This window comes from Desulfoluna sp. HI9BLuna (assembly GCF_056829775.1).
The window spans coordinates 2251455-2265506 of the sequence record NZ_CP186555.1 but is presented as its reverse complement, the minus strand read 5'-3'; the positions used below and the strand labels follow the sequence as shown (position 1 = coordinate 2265506).

11 protein-coding genes are annotated in these 14052 nt (G+C 61.7%); 9 read left to right on the top strand and 2 right to left on the bottom strand.

The window, feature by feature from the left end; all coding sequences use genetic code 11:
• Positions 1-252: 252 nt before the first annotated feature.
• On the top strand, positions 253-3729 hold the full coding sequence (locus ACOYW0_RS09070) for a response regulator (RefSeq protein WP_482418201.1): 3477 nt from the start codon (positions 253-255) through the stop codon (positions 3727-3729).
• Positions 3726-4814 carry an HD domain-containing phosphohydrolase gene (locus ACOYW0_RS09065; protein ID WP_482418200.1) on the top strand — a complete coding sequence of 363 codons (1089 nt, stop codon included), beginning with the start codon at positions 3726-3728 and terminating at the stop codon, positions 4812-4814. Before ACOYW0_RS09070 ends, ACOYW0_RS09065 begins: the two co-directional genes overlap by 4 nt.
• A gap of 53 nt (positions 4815-4867) precedes the next feature.
• Here the strand turns inward: ACOYW0_RS09065 and cysK are convergent, their stop codons facing one another.
• Positions 4868-5794 (bottom strand): cysteine synthase A, encoded by a 927-nt coding sequence (gene cysK / locus ACOYW0_RS09060; RefSeq protein WP_482418199.1) that lies wholly within the window; start codon positions 5792-5794, stop codon positions 4868-4870.
• Positions 5795-5938: 144 nt separating this feature from the next.
• On the bottom strand, positions 5939-6913 hold the full coding sequence (epsC, locus tag ACOYW0_RS09055) for a serine O-acetyltransferase EpsC (RefSeq protein ID WP_482418198.1): 975 nt from the start codon (positions 6911-6913) through the stop codon (positions 5939-5941).
• A 144-nt stretch (positions 6914-7057) separates the two neighbouring features.
• On the opposite strand from epsC, the gene ACOYW0_RS09050 reads away from it, so the two are divergent.
• The 7 genes from ACOYW0_RS09050 (at position 7058) to ACOYW0_RS09020 (ending at position 14045) form a co-directional block, all read left to right on the top strand.
• Positions 7058-7492, top strand: coding sequence for a helix-turn-helix domain-containing protein (locus ACOYW0_RS09050; protein WP_482418197.1), 435 nt, complete (start codon positions 7058-7060; stop codon positions 7490-7492).
• Entirely contained in the window at positions 7446-8705 is a 1260-nt protein-coding gene (locus tag ACOYW0_RS09045) for an O-acetylhomoserine aminocarboxypropyltransferase/cysteine synthase family protein (protein WP_482418196.1), read from the top strand. Before ACOYW0_RS09050 ends, ACOYW0_RS09045 begins: the two co-directional genes overlap by 47 nt.
• A gap of 564 nt (positions 8706-9269) precedes the next feature.
• On the top strand, positions 9270-10379 hold the full coding sequence (metX, locus tag ACOYW0_RS09040) for a homoserine O-acetyltransferase MetX (RefSeq protein ID WP_482418195.1): 1110 nt from the start codon (positions 9270-9272) through the stop codon (positions 10377-10379).
• Complete coding sequence (gene metW, locus ACOYW0_RS09035; RefSeq protein ID WP_482418194.1) at positions 10372-10989, top strand: methionine biosynthesis protein MetW; 618 nt, start codon at positions 10372-10374, stop codon at positions 10987-10989. The genes metX and metW overlap by 8 nt, the downstream gene beginning before the upstream one ends.
• Positions 10990-11021: 32 nt before the next feature.
• Positions 11022-11480 (top strand): MOSC domain-containing protein, encoded by a 459-nt coding sequence (locus ACOYW0_RS09030; protein ID WP_482418193.1) that lies wholly within the window; start codon positions 11022-11024, stop codon positions 11478-11480.
• 18 nt (positions 11481-11498) lie between these two features.
• Positions 11499-12593, top strand: a complete 1095-nt coding sequence (locus ACOYW0_RS09025) for a sensor histidine kinase (protein ID WP_482418192.1) — start codon at positions 11499-11501, stop codon at positions 12591-12593.
• Positions 12594-12680: 87 nt separating this feature from the next.
• Positions 12681-14045: a sigma-54-dependent transcriptional regulator gene (locus ACOYW0_RS09020; RefSeq protein WP_482418191.1), complete on the top strand. Its 1365-nt coding sequence runs from the start codon at positions 12681-12683 to the stop codon at positions 14043-14045.
• The last annotated feature ends 7 nt before the right edge of the window (positions 14046-14052 follow it).

Here is a 14052-nt window from a genome sequence, read left to right as displayed (position 1 = left end):
TCTTTCCTCCTGTTGTCTCTTCCGGGGCATGGACATGTGAAGGGCGGCTGATGCCTGCCCTTTGTTTTTTCCTTCCCCGTCGACACCCATCGGACGGCTGCGTGCCCTCCGCGAAAAACGGTTCCCCGTGTGAGGCCGCTGAAAGCGGTATGGCCTGCAAAAGGACTCATCACACGGCGTTTTGTACGCGGTTGGCCATGTGCAGCCTGTTCCCTGTGACCTAAAATCCCCTGCGCCGGAGTTTCATACCCCATGAAGTTATGGCGTTACATTTTGTTCTGGGCCCTTCTGGTGGCCGCCCTTTCCGTGGGGCTCTGGTTCGGCGTGCATTTTCTGAAGGGAGAAATGCGTCATAAGGAGCGGGTGACCACCTTGCGAGGGTTTCGTGCAGAGCTCGGGGAGATGATTTCCCACCGTTGGGAGGTTATTGAGAGCCTGAGCACCGAGCCCATGCTCCGTGGGGTGCTCTCCGGTGAGCCCCATGCGGAATTGGAACCCCTGTTTGACATGCTGGCCCATGCCGAGCACGTGGCCATCATCTATCTGATGAACAGCGAAGGGCTCACAGTGGCCAGTTCGGCCTATGGTGGGGAGAAGAGGCTTACGGGGTTGAACTATCGGTTCCGTCCCTATTTCAAATATGCCATGACCGGGCGGCGCATGGTGTACCCGGCCGTGGGGGTGACCACCCATCGGCGGGGGATTTACATGTCCATTCCTGTCTGGGACAGGGGCATGGACCCCGTGGGCGTTCTGGTGTTCAAACTGGAGCTGGAAGCGGTGGATGCCCTGTTTCAGGAGGTCTCGTCCCCCGTGGTTCTTATGGACTCTTTTGGGGTGGTGTTTGCAAGCAACACGCCGGAGTGGCTCTTTCATGTTTCCGAGCCCCCTACGGAGGCGGAGAGCGCAGGCGTGGACCTGAAGCGGCAGTTTGGGGGGCGGTCCCTGAAGCTTCTGGGGTGGGATCCGGGACAGCCCGAGGTGTTGGTGGGGGCTGAGCGGTATGAGGTTGTGTCCGAGGCCATACCTGCTTTTCGATGGACGCTGGTGGGGCTGTTCTCCGGCGATCCGTACCCGCCATTTCCCCCCGGCCAGTTGATGATGACCCGGGTCGGTTACCTGGCGGGGCTCTTGCTGGTGACCCTGGTGATCAGCCTTTGGGCCACGGTTCGCAGGCGCCAGCAGGCGGAGCTGGTGCTCATCAAACACCGGGAGACCCTGGAGGGCGTGGTGAACAGGCGGACCCTGCAGCTTGAGGTGGTCAACGACACCCTGGTGCGGGAGCTGGAGGAGAAACGGTTTGCGGAAAAGCGGCTCCGTGAGAACGAGACATCGTTCAAGCGCGCCAACCGTATTGCCGGGCTGGGAAGCTGGGAGTGGTTCCTGACCGAGGACAGGGTGGTTCTCTCCGATGTGATGGTGGCCATCTACAGGGGCGAAGACAAAAGCGAAAGTAGCAGGATTGAGGGTCGGTTTGAGGAGGTCATACAACGCATGGTGCACCCGGAAGACTCGGAGATGGTGGTGCGGGCGGGGCGAAAGATGGCCGAGACAGGTAAGGGGGAGCCCCTGGAATACCGTATTGTCCGGGGCAACGGGGATATCCGCTGGATCCGGGCTGAGGTACCGGAGGTGAAGGAGTTTCGGCGATCCGGGGAGGTGGTTTCTCTCATCGGCACGGTGCAGGACATTACGGAGCGCAAGCTCAGCGAGAATTCCCTGCTGCGTTTCAAAGCGGCCATGGAGCAGTCCGTGGACGGCATTGCGGTGGCAGACCTGGAAGGGGTGGTGGAGTTTGTGAACCCCTCCTGGGCCAAGATGCACGGGTACCGTACCGAGGAGCTGGTGGGGGTGAACCTGGAGTCGTTTCATACCCGGAATCAGGCCGAAGGCCCCTTACGGGATTTTCTGAAAAAAGTGAGACGCTACGGCAGCTGCGAGGGAGAGATCGACCACGTGGCCCGCAACGGCCGGGAATTTCCCACCTGGATGAGCTCTTCCCTAATGGCGGATCATGAAAACAACCCCATCGGCATTGTCTGGATTTGCCGGGAGATCAGTACCCAGAAGCACGCCGAGGCGATCCTGAAGCGTGCCAAAGAGGAGGCCGAAGCCGCCACCCGGGCCAAGAGTGTCTTCCTGGCCAACATGAGCCACGAAATCCGCACTCCCATGAACGGGGTCATCGGCATGATCGATATTCTTTTGGACACCGGGCTGACTCCTGAGCAGAAGGAGTACGCCGAGTCGGTGAAGTCCAGTGCCGATGCCCTGTTGATTCTCATCAACGATATCCTCGACCTTTCAAAGATCGAGGCGGGCAAGCTGGACATCGAGGCCATCGATTTCAACCTGCGCCATGTGTTGGAGCCCCTCAGCGATGTCATGGCCATCAAGGCCGGGGAAAAGAGCATCGCCTTTGGTTGCCTGATCCAGGACAACGTCCCGGTGCACCTCAACGGGGATCCGGTGCGATTGCGGCAGATCCTCACCAACCTGGCCGGAAACGCCGTTAAGTTTGTGGAAAAGGGCAGCGTGATGATCCGGGTGGCCCTGAAAGAGAAGACGGGCAAGGGCGTGAGGCTCTTTTTCGAGGTGGCGGACACGGGCATCGGTATTGAGGAGGAGGCCCGCTCCAGGATCTTCGACTCCTTTTCCCAGGGGGACGTTTCCACCACCAGGCGGTACGGGGGCACGGGGCTGGGGCTTTCCATCTCCCGGCAACTAACCCGTCTGATGAACGGCAACATCGGGGTGGAGAGCCGTCCGGGACAGGGGACCACTTTTTGGTTCACCGCAGAGTTCAACATCCAAACAGAAGCGCGGGAAGAGTGGTTCCATTCCAGCGACGTCCTTGAGAACGCCCACCTCCTCGTGGTGGACGATAACGCCGTGAACCGGTGGGTCTTTCGGGAGTATGCGCGATCATGGGGAAGCCGGGTCACCGAGGCGGAGTCCGGGGAGAGCGCCCTGCTGATGGCGGAACAGGCACGCAAGGACGGAACACCCTTTGATGCGGCCATCATCGATATGCAGATGCCGGGTATGGACGGGGCCTCCTTGGGGCGGTGCTTCAAAGACGGGGAGACCACCCGCCAGATCCCCCTTTTGATGGCCACCTCCATCGGTCAGAAAGGGGACGCCGCGCACATGGCGGAACTGGGCTTTTCTGCCTGCCTGACCAAGCCGGTGAGGAAGAAAGACCTGTATGAGCGGTTGAATCAGGTCCTGCATCGTGGTGAGGCAGGGGACCAGAGCCCGGATCTTCGAGAACGGGAGACAAAGGCCCGCGGTGTGTCGGTGGAAACCATGCCCGGGATCCCCGCCATCCACGTGCTGCTGGCCGAAGACAATCCCATGAACCAGCGGGTGGCCGTGAGCATGTTGAAGAAGCTGGGGCATACGGTGAAGGTGGTGAGCAACGGACTGGAAGCGGTGGACGCTTTCGGCAGTGAAGCCTTTGACCTGGTGCTCATGGACGGGCAGATGCCGGTGATGGACGGGCTGGAGGCGACCCTGGCCATTCGGCAGCTGGAGCAGGAGGCCCTGGAAATCCCGGAACCGGGGCACGGGCCTGTGCCCATCATCGCGGTGACGGCCAACGCCATGGCCGGGGACCGGGAACGGTTTCTGGAGGCGGGCATGGACGAATACATCACCAAGCCCATCAAGAAAAAAGAGCTCGAAGAGGTGATCGTCCGGGTCATGGGGGAACGGGAACAGCCATGATGGGGGGAAGGGGCGAGGGCGTGGATGAACACGGGCAAAAGTTGGGTGATGTGGCCGGAGATGCCTTCCGGTCGGGCCGGGCCCTGGACCGGGAGGAGATGGATGCAACCCTGGACCTGGTCCGGGCCATTTTGCCCAGGGACCCTGTCACCCGGGGGCACAGCCTGCGGGTGATGGATTATGCTCTGGCCCTGGCCCGGCGGGTCAAGCTGCCCCGTATCGTGTTTCCCCACCTGGTGTTCGGCAGCCTGCTCCACGATTGCGGCAAGGGCGGGGTCTCGGACCACATCCTGCAAAAGCCGGGCCCCCTGACCCCCGCGCAGATGCGCCTGATGGGCTTGCACTCCGAGCGGGGCCATGCCATCACCCGGTGTGTGGGGCCCCTGGAGAGCGCGTCGCTTTTTATCCGCCAGCACCATGAGCGCTGGGACGGGCAGGGATACCCCGACGGGCTGCGGGAGGAGGGGATACACATCTGCTCGCGGATCATCACACTGGTAGACGTGTTTGATGCCTTGACCACCCATCGCCCCTACCGGAAACAGATGCCGGTCCAGGCGGCCCTGGGCGTCATGCGAAGCGGCCGGGGGAGCCGTTTCGACCCGGAGCTCACCGACACCTTCCTGGCCATGATACGCGAGAAAATGGTGCCTGTGAGCCGGGGGCGGACCACCTTGTTTCGTCCCTGGTTCACCCCTTCCCTGGTGGCGGGGGACGCCTCGGCCTCCCTTCGCCATGCCCTGGCGCGAAGCCTTTCACCCTGCCCTGTTCAGCTGACGGTGGTGGGCTCCGGCGAGGAGGTGTTCAACCAGATGGAGGACGGGCCTGTTGAGATGATTCTGCTTGGGGAGTCCCTCAGGGACATGACCGGGGCCGAGTGCCTGTGGCTCAGCAGGGAGTTTGCGCCCCGGGCTGTCCGGCTCATGCTTTGCCCCTTCAACCGGCTGGAGGCCCTGGTGGCCCATCGGGAGCAGGCCGGGATCTATCGTTTCGTGGTGGTGCCATGGCAGGAGCGGGCCTTTCGGGAGCTGGTGGAGGAGGCCCTGGTGTGGCGCCAGATTACTGCGGCGGTGAAGGGGGCGTGAGGCGGGGCGGGGACGCCGCGGTGCTTTGGAAGCCCGGGCATCCCCATTGCCGGTCAGGCGAGTTCAAAAAGGGGGGTGGAGAGATAGCGCTCCCCGGTGCTGGGGAGGATCACCACCATGCGTTTTCCCTTGGATTCCGGGCGTCGGGCCACGGCAAGGGCGGCATGAACGGCGGCTCCGGAAGAGATGCCGCAGAGGAGGCCCTCTTGTTTGGCAAGGAGCCGGGCCGTGGTAAAGGCCTCTTCCGAGGGCACGGTGACCACCTCGTCCACCACGGACAGGTCCAGGGCACCCGGGACAAACCCGGCACCGATGCCCTGGATCTTGTGGGGGGCTGCAGCGCCCCCCGAAAGGACGGGGGACTCGGCCGGTTCCACGGCAATGGCCTTGAAGTCGGGGTTGACGCGTTTCAACACCTGGCTGATGCCGGAGATGGTCCCCCCGGTGCCCACACCTGCCACGACCATGTCCACCTCACCGTTTAAGGCATTTAGGATTTCGGGGGCCGTTGTCTTTCGGTGGATCTCCTGGTTGGCAGGGTTTTCGAACTGGTTGGGCAAAAAGGCGTTGTCGCTTTTTTCCACGAGGTCTACGGCCGCATCAATGGAGCCTTTCATGCCCTTGTCCCCCGGCGTGAGGATCAGCTTGGCCCCGAAGTGGGTGAGGAGCTTGCGCCGTTCAACGCTCATGGTCTCCGGCATGGTGAGGCAGAGGCGCAGGCCGCGGCGGGCGCAGAGCATGGCCAGGGCGATGCCGGTGTTGCCGCTGGTGGGCTCCACGATGAGGGTCTCGTCGTTGATGCGCCCGTCCCGGATTCCGGCCTCGATCATGGCAAAACCCAGGCGGTCCTTGACGCTCCCTCCGGGGTTGAAAAACTCCAGCTTGGCGTAGATCTCCACGGGCAAGCCTTCGGCCATGCGGTTGAGGCGGACCAGTGGGGTCCTGCCGATGGATTGGTCTACGGTTTTATATTTAAACATGAGGTCTCCTTTGATGTGCGTGTCGCTTTGGACCGTTACGGGCTAACACCGTTGCGGTTCGGGCATAGCGATGAGGGGCAGCGAAGCCCATATCGCCGGTAAGGCTGACTTAACCGCTACCGTCGAACCAGCTTTCGAGGTGGCTCACTTCGTTTTTGACCCGTTGGAGTCCATGTAGATGAGCTCCGGGGTTTCGATGAAGACCTTGGTGTCCGCGGGCACCGATGAGGTGAGCCAGACGTTGCCGCCGATGGTGCAGTTCCTGCCGATGGTGGTCTTGCCGCCCAGGATCGTGGCGCCGGAGTAGATGATGGCGTTGTCTTCGATGGTGGGGTGGCGCTTTTTCCCCTTGAGGTGTTCCCCTGCTCCGGGGGGCAGGGAGAGGGCCCCTAAGGTCACGCCCTGGTAGATGCGCACGTTTTCGCCCACGAGGGTGGTCTCTCCGATGACCACACCGGTGCCGTGGTCGATGGCGAAGCGCTTCCCGATGCGGGCGCCGGGGTGGATGTCGATGCCCGTGGCGCTGTGGGCGATCTCGGTCATGATGCGCGGCAGGATGGGCACCCCGAGCTCGTAGAGCTTGTGGGCCATGCGGTAGACGCTGATGGCGTAAACCCCGGGGTAACTGAAGATGATCTCGTCCACGCTGTGGGCGGCGGGGTCGCCGTCCCGGGTGGCCCGGACGTCTTCGGCCAGGGTGCGCTTGATGTCGGGGATGGCCCGGAAGAATTCGAGGACCGCCTCGTGGCCTTCGCTGGCGCAGGAGGTGCAGGACTTGTTGTAGCGGTAGCAGTCGTGCCTGAAGGAGAGCACCACCTGCTCGGTGAGCAGGTCATACAAGGTGGTGGTGAGCTGCCCGATGCGGTACGTCAGGTTCAACGGGTCGATCTTTTTCCCGGCAAAGTAGCCGGGGAAGAGGACCTGCATGCCCACCTTGATGATCCTTTTGGCGTCGTGCCGGGAGGGGATGGGCTCGTAGCCCACGTGCTTGAAGCACTCGGGCTCGTTGCAGCTGTCGATGATCTCTCGGGTGATGTCCGGCATCAACCGGCGAAATCGTGCGATGGACTCGTTTTCCGAACGGCAGCGGTCTGCTTCCTGGGGATATATTGGATTCATGGGACTGGTATGCTCCGATAAAAGGTGATCAATAGTTGGTGGGGTCAAGCGGCATTCATACCTGCCCGGCCTTAATTGACGTACATACCACATTGTGGTAGCTTGGGGCAACGTTGCTCGATACCAAATTTTATCGGAGAATCCATGGACAGTAAAGAGTTCGCGGCCATACGCGGCCGGTTGGCCAAGACCCAGAAAGAGATGGCGGCACTGTTGGGCCTGTCGGTCAAGGCGGTCCACAGCTACGAGCAGGGGTGGCGATCTGTCCCCGCCCATGTGGAGAAGCAGCTCCTCTTTCTGCTTGCCCGGAGAAGGGGGCAGAGCGCTTCTCCCTGCTGGGCAGTCAAGGGGTGCGACCCCGCGCGGAAAAGGAGGTGTCCTGCCTGGGAATTCCAGGCAGGGGACATGTGCTGGTTTCTCTCGGGAACCTCCTGCGATACCCAGGGGACCCTCTCCTGGGAAGAGAAGATGAAGCAGTGTCGGCGCTGCCCCGTCTTGAACTACACAACCCTCCTCGGATTGAGAGAACACCATGACCGACCCCTTGAAACGGAAGTTTGCCACCCGCGTGATCCATAGCGGCCAGGAGACCCACGCCTGGGAGGGGGCTACCCTGCCCCCCGTTTATCAAAGTGCCTCCCACAGGCACCCCACGGCCGAGAGCCTCTCCGATGCCTTTTCAGGCCAGGGGGGCCATATCTACGGCCGCCTCTCCAACCCCACCAACGACGTCCTCGAAGCCAAGCTCAGCGACCTGGAGCAGGGCAAGGGCTCCCTTGTGATGGCCTCGGGCATGGCTGCCGTCAGCAACACCTGCATGGCCCTCTTGCGGGCCGGCGACGAGTTTGTGGCCGGTCGTTCCCTGTTCATGTCCACCTGGCTGCTCTTTACCCGCATTTTTAAGAAATACGGCATCACTGCCCGCTTGGCCGATCCCACGGACCTGGGCGCCATGGAAGCCGCCATCACCGAAAAGACCCGTTTTCTCTATATCGAGAGCATCGGCAACCCGGCCATGGACGTACCGGACATTGAAAAAACAGCGGCCCTAGCCCACGCCCACGGCCTCCCCCTGGTGGTGGACAACACCCTGGGCACCCCCTTTCTTGTCCGGCCCCTGGAGCTGGGCGCCGACGCCGTGGTGCACTCCACCACCAAGTACATCAGCGGCCACGGCAACGCCACGGGCGGGGTGGTTGTGGACGGGGGCGCCTTTGACTGGGCCACCGAGAAATTCGCCGACTTTGCCCCCTTTGTGGAAAAAAAAGGGAACCTGGCGCTCCTGGACCGCATCTGGCGGGAACACCACATCAACCACGGCACCACCCAGGCTCCCATGAACAGCTACCTCACCATGGTGGGGCTGGATACCCTCGCCCTGCGCATGGAGCGGCACCTGGATAACGCCCTGGCCGTGGCCCGATTTTTAGAGGCTCACCCCAAAGTCGCCTGGGTTAACTTCCCCGGCCTTGCCGGCCACCCCAACCGGGATGTGGCCCACAGGCAGTTCGGCGGCAAAGGCTTCGGCGCCATGCTCACCTTCGGCCTTGAAAGCGAAGCCGCCTGCCGCAAAACCATCAATGGCCTCTCCATGATCTACCACCTGGCAAACATCGGAGACTGCAAAAGCCTGATGATCCACCCCTGGTCCACCCAGTACGTCTCCTTCGAGCCCGACGAGAAAACAGCCCTGGGGATCCGCCCCGACATGCTGCGCCTCTCCGTGGGCATCGAGGCCGTGGAAGACATTATCGAAGACCTGGACCAGGCCATTGAGATGGGCAGAGGATAAGGTTCAAAACAGCGGTTTCTTCTGGTGAAAAATACGAGAAAAAAGCGCCTCCGGCGGCCAGGTGGGGGCACCTGGAAACCCTGTGGCGAATGCATGGAGACCATAGTGATGCAGGCGTTTTCGGGGCATTCGCGTGAAGGATAACGTTTGGCAACTGCCTTTGCAGGAGAGGAGAGTGTCACTGTTTTTTCTACTCATTGCGTCATGATTTGATCTGCCAACACGTTTTCTCGCTCCCAGGCTCTGCCTTGTTGGTGTGAAATATGCCGGTGCAATCACCTGAATTCATAGGACGAAGCGATATCAGCCGTGGAGGCAGAGCCTCCGTGTATTATTCCCAGGCGGAGCCTGGGGACGAAAGGTAAAGTTTCATAGTGGCATAGATGAAGGCATTTGAAGTTCTTTTAGCGTTGCTCACGGGCGAAGCCCGGGCCGAAGGCCCTTGCGCTTTGGCCCGAGGAACGAGGGACGAAGCGCAAGGGCAATCAGCTTTCGAGGTGGCTCACCTCGCCGCCGGAGGCAAGCTTTTGGTTTTTTGATTTACGTGGGGGAAGGATAAAAACGATGGTACACGCGGTGAAGCAGGTGCATACCCTGGAGGGGCCGGTGACCCTTGAGAGCGGGGAGGCCCTGTCGGAGGTGACGGTTGCCTTTGAGACCTGGGGGACCCTGGATACGGACAAGGGCAACGCCATTTTGATCTGCCATGCCCTCACCGGAGATTCCCACGCGGCATCTGCGCCGGGGGAGGAGCTGCCCGGGTGGTGGGAGACCATGGTGGGGCCGGGGCGGCCCATTGATACGGATCGCTATTTCGTCATCTGCTCCAACGTGTTGGGGGGCTGCATGGGTACCACCGGCCCTTCTTCCGTCAACCCGGAGACGGGGCGGCCCTTTGGCACCGATTTCCCGGTGGTGACCATCGGGGACATGGTGAGGGTTCAGGCGGGGCTGGTGGATCATCTGGGCATCGGGCGTCTTCATGCGGTCATCGGGGGCTCCGTGGGGGGCATGCAGGTGCTCTCCTGGTGCCGTCAGTTTCCGGAGCGGGTGGGCTCGGGTGTGGCCCTTGCCACCACCATGCGTCACTCGGCCTTGTCCATTGCCTTCAACGAGGTGGCCCGCCAGTCCATTGTTTCGGATCCCAATTGGAACAAGGGGCACTACTACGGCGGGGAGAGACCGGCCCTGGGACTGTCCGTGGCCCGCATGATCGGCCATATCACCTATCTGTCCGACGACGCCATGCACCGAAAGTTCGGGCGGCGGCTCCAGGATCGCGATGAGTTTTCCTTTGATTTTGATGCCGAGTTCCAGGTGGAGAGTTATCTTCACTACCAGGGCGCCAAGTTTGTGGACCGCTTTGACGCCAACTCCCTGCTCTACATCACCAAGGCCGCCGACTATTTCGACGTGGAGGAAGGCCTCCGCGACGGAGGGGCCCTGGATCGCATGGCCGAACTGAGGCACCCCTTTCTGGTGGTGTCTTACACGTCGGACTGGCTTTACCCCACCTACCAGAACCGGGCCATCGTGAGCCTTTTCAAACGCCACGGGGTGGACGTGAGCTTTTGCGAGATCGAGGCGAGCTGCGGCCACGACGCTTTTCTTCTGCCCAGCGATCGCCTCACCACCATTCTCACCGGTTTTTTGGGAAAGGGGGCCCATGCCTGAGAGTTTGAACAACCTGCGTTTTGATCTGTCCATCATCGCCTCCTGGGTGAGGCCGGGCACCCGCGTCCTGGGGCTGGGCTGCGGGGACGGCGAGCTGCTCCATGCCCTGAAGCGCCACAAAAAGGTGTCGGAGACCGGCATTGAGATCGACGAAGCCCAGGTGGCCCGGTGCATCGAGCGGGGTCTTACCGTGGTCCAGGGGGACATGAACGAGGAGATCAGGGACTACCCCGATGATTTTTTTGATTACGTGATCTGCAGCCAGACCCTCCAGCAGGCCTACGACCCGTCGGGGTTGATCCGGGAGATGCTGCGCATCGGCAAGCACGCCGTGGTCTCCTTTCCCAACTTCTGCCACTGGCGCATCCGGCTCCAGATGCTTGCCTCGGGGCACGTCCCCCGAACCCGGGAGCTGCCCTATGAGTGGCACGACACCCCCAACATCCGGGTGCTCTCCTTAAACGATTTTCGCCGGTTCGCAGACGAGGTGGGCTTTTCCATTCGAAGGGAGGCGGCCATCAATTCCCGGGACATCCGGGTCACCGGAACCCGGGTGAGGGTGTGGCCCAACCTGCGGGCCACCTACGGGATTTACCTCATCGGGCGTTGAGCCCTTATTTGACATGTGAAGGACGGTACACCATGGCACACGCACCGCACCAGACCGGCAAGGTGGTTTCCCTTGCCGTGAGCACGAAAAAAGGCATTCCCAAGACCTGCGTCTCCGGGGTGACCGTGGTGGAAGACCACGGCATCGAAGGGGACGCCCACGCCGGTCCCTGGCTTCGTCAGGTGAGCCTTCTGGCCCAGGAAGGGATCGAGACCATGGTGGCCAAGGGCCTCACCGTGGGGTTCGGCGATTTTGCCGAAAACGTGGCCACTGCGGGCATCGACTGGCTGAAGGTGCCGGTGGGCACCCGGGTGGCCCTGGGGGATGCCGTGGTCCTTGAGATCACCCAGATCGGCAAGACCTGCCACAAGCCCTGCGCCATTTTTCACCGGGCCGGAGACTGCATCATGCCCCGGGAGGGGATTTTCGGAAAAGTCATAGAAGGCGGCCTCCTTCGGGTGGGGGATGCCGTTTTGGTGGGTACAGCCTGACACAGGACATGAGGTCCCATGAAACGACTGCTTCCCATATTTCTTGTGCTGGTTTCCGTGGGGATCGGGGTGCTTCATTTTGTCACCCCGGGCCACGACATGTTCCTCCACGATACCTGGCGGCGCCTCAGCTACTTTCCCATTGCCGTGGGTGCCTTGTATTACGGCCTCCGGGGCGGGATCATCATGGCCCTGCTCAACTCTCTCGCCTTTATCCCCCATCTTCTCCTGTACATGGGCCGCAACCCCGTGACCTATCGCAGCGAACTCACCGAGGTGGGCCTCTATTTTGCCGCTGGCATCCTTGTGGGTGTTGTTTCTGGAAAGGAGAAGCAGGTGTCCGCACAGTACCGGGCCGTCTCCGAGCAGCTCGAAACGTCCCTTAAGCGGGTCAAGGACGATGCCCGGACCCTTTTGAGCCTGGAAGATCAATTACGGGTGAGCCAGAAACGGGCGGTGGCAGGGGAGCTCTCCTCTTCCCTAGCCCATGAAATCAAAAACCCTCTGGGGGCCATTCGGGGGGCTGCGGAGATCATTCTGGACGAGGCGCCGGAGGAGGGGCTCTCCCGGAAGTTTGCCGGAATCCTCATCAAGGAGACGGAGCGTCTGGACAAGACCCTTGCCGGGATGCTCGCCATGGCAACCTCCAGGGAGAGCGGAACCCAGGAGGTGGAGCGTACCCTTTCGGAGGTGGTGGATCATGTCAACGACACCATGTCCATCCGATTGAAGGATCGGCAGGTGCGCCTTACCATGTCCTGCGGGGACAACGCCAGGGGGGTGAGGGTGGAAGGGGAGAAGGTGTCCCAGGTTCTGGTGAACCTGGTGCTGAACGCGGTGGCGGTGGTGGGCAAGGGGGGACGCATCGATGTGACGGCCACGGTTTCGGAAGGGGTGTGTTCCGTGACCGTCAGCGACGACGGCCCCGGCATTGATCCGAATTTTTTCCCGAGGCTTTTTGAGCCCTTTGTCTCCGGGAGTAAGGAGGGTACAGGGCTGGGGCTTCCCATCTCCCGCCGCATTGCCCAGAGCCTGGGGGGCAGCCTGGAGGCCAGAAACCGCGATGAAGGTGGTGCGGAGTTTTGTTTTTCCTTTCCCTGCCTGACAGAGTGAGGGCCTTCGGAATGGGGCGCGTGGCAGGGGCGTTCGAACCAAAACCAACGGGTACGTTTGATTGCCTTTGATGTCAGGAGAATTCACATGGCCGGTCATCTGCTTTTAATTGACGACGACGAAAGCCTTCTGGAAGTGACGTCGCACAATTTGTCCACCGGAGGGTTTTCCGTGCTTGAGGCGCGCAGCGGAGAGGAAGGCCTGGCCCTGTTCGCGAAAAAATGGGTGGATCTTGTGGTGACGGACGTGAAGCTATCGGGCATGGACGGTCTTTCCGTCCTTGCCGCCGTCAAGGAGATCAACCCCGATATCCCGGTCATCGTCATCACCGCCCACGGCACCATCGAGATGGCGGTGGAGGCCATGAAGCAGGGGGCCTTTACCTTTATCACCAAGCCATTCAGCCGGGACGCCTTGCGGCTCTCCTGCCGAAAGGCCCTGGAGATGGGGTCCCTCCAGCGAAAGAACCGAGAGCTCACCGATGAGATCGAGGCCATCCGGGGCAAGGAAGCGCCTGTGGTGGCATCTCCGGTGATGGAGCAGCTCGTGGCCACGGCACGCCGTGTGGCCAACAGCGATGCCCCTGTCCTGATCACCGGCGAATCGGGGACCGGCAAAGAGGTCATCGCCCGGTTGATCCACCGGGAGAGCCCGAGACGCAGTGGCCCCCTGATTACGGTCAACTGCGCCGCCATTCCTGAAAATCTGGTGGAGAGCGAGCTGTTCGGCCACGTGAAGGGAGCCTTTACCGGGGCGGTTTCCGATCAGCCTGGAAAGTTTCGGGCGGCAAACGGGGGCACCCTGTTTCTTGATGAGATCGGGGACCTGCCCCTGGCCATTCAGGCCAAGCTCCTGCGTGCCATTCAGGAAAAGGAGGTGGAGCCCGTGGGGAGCCAGAAGGTGATCTCGTGCGATATCCGCCTGATCTCGGCAACCCACCGGGACCTTGCCAAGGCCATTGTGGAAGGGGCGTTCCGGGAGGATCTCTTCTACCGCATCGGCGTGGTGCCCCTGCACATTCCCCCCTTGCGGGAGCGCCCCGAAGAGATTGTGCCCATGGCGAACCATTTCCTTGCCGCCTTCGGTTCCCATTCCGGCCATTCTCTTGCCTTTACTAAGGGCGCTTCAGGTGCTCTGGTGGCCCACCCCTGGCCGGGAAATATCCGTGAGCTGAAGAATGTGGTGGAGCGTTGCGCCATCCTGGCCTCCGGCCATGCCATCGATACCACCGACCTTGCCCTGGCCGGTTCTTCCGGCACCGCTCCGGGCGGTGCATTCCGCCTGCCGGAGGGCGGGCTGAGCCTGCCGGACCTGGAAGAGGATCTCATTCGTCAGGCCCTTTCCCGCTCCGGGGGAAACCGGTCCCAGGCTGCCCGGCTTCTGGGCATCCCCCGCCATGTTCTTATCTACCGCCTTGAAAAGTACGGGATTAACGGCTCTGCCGATGCCTGATGCCCCG

Bases quoted from the DNA above. Each gene is read 5' to 3' on its own strand.
- ACOYW0_RS09070 (WP_482418201.1), top strand. From the start codon at position 253: ATGAAGTTATGGCGTTACATTTTGTTCTGGGCCCTTCTGGTGGCCGCC.
- ACOYW0_RS09065 (WP_482418200.1), top strand. From the start codon at position 3,726: ATGATGGGGGGAAGGGGCGAGGGCGTGGATGAACACGGGCAAAAGTTG.
- cysK (WP_482418199.1), bottom strand. From the start codon at position 5,794: ATGTTTAAATATAAAACCGTAGACCAATCCATCGGCAGGACCCCACTG.
- epsC (WP_482418198.1), bottom strand. From the start codon at position 6,913: ATGAATCCAATATATCCCCAGGAAGCAGACCGCTGCCGTTCGGAAAAC.
- ACOYW0_RS09050 (WP_482418197.1), top strand. From the start codon at position 7,058: ATGGACAGTAAAGAGTTCGCGGCCATACGCGGCCGGTTGGCCAAGACC.
- ACOYW0_RS09045 (WP_482418196.1), top strand. From the start codon at position 7,446: ATGACCGACCCCTTGAAACGGAAGTTTGCCACCCGCGTGATCCATAGC.
- metX (WP_482418195.1), top strand. From the start codon at position 9,270: ATGGTACACGCGGTGAAGCAGGTGCATACCCTGGAGGGGCCGGTGACC.
- metW (WP_482418194.1), top strand. From the start codon at position 10,372: ATGCCTGAGAGTTTGAACAACCTGCGTTTTGATCTGTCCATCATCGCC.
- ACOYW0_RS09030 (WP_482418193.1), top strand. From the start codon at position 11,022: ATGGCACACGCACCGCACCAGACCGGCAAGGTGGTTTCCCTTGCCGTG.
- ACOYW0_RS09025 (WP_482418192.1), top strand. From the start codon at position 11,499: ATGAAACGACTGCTTCCCATATTTCTTGTGCTGGTTTCCGTGGGGATC.
- ACOYW0_RS09020 (WP_482418191.1), top strand. From the start codon at position 12,681: ATGGCCGGTCATCTGCTTTTAATTGACGACGACGAAAGCCTTCTGGAA.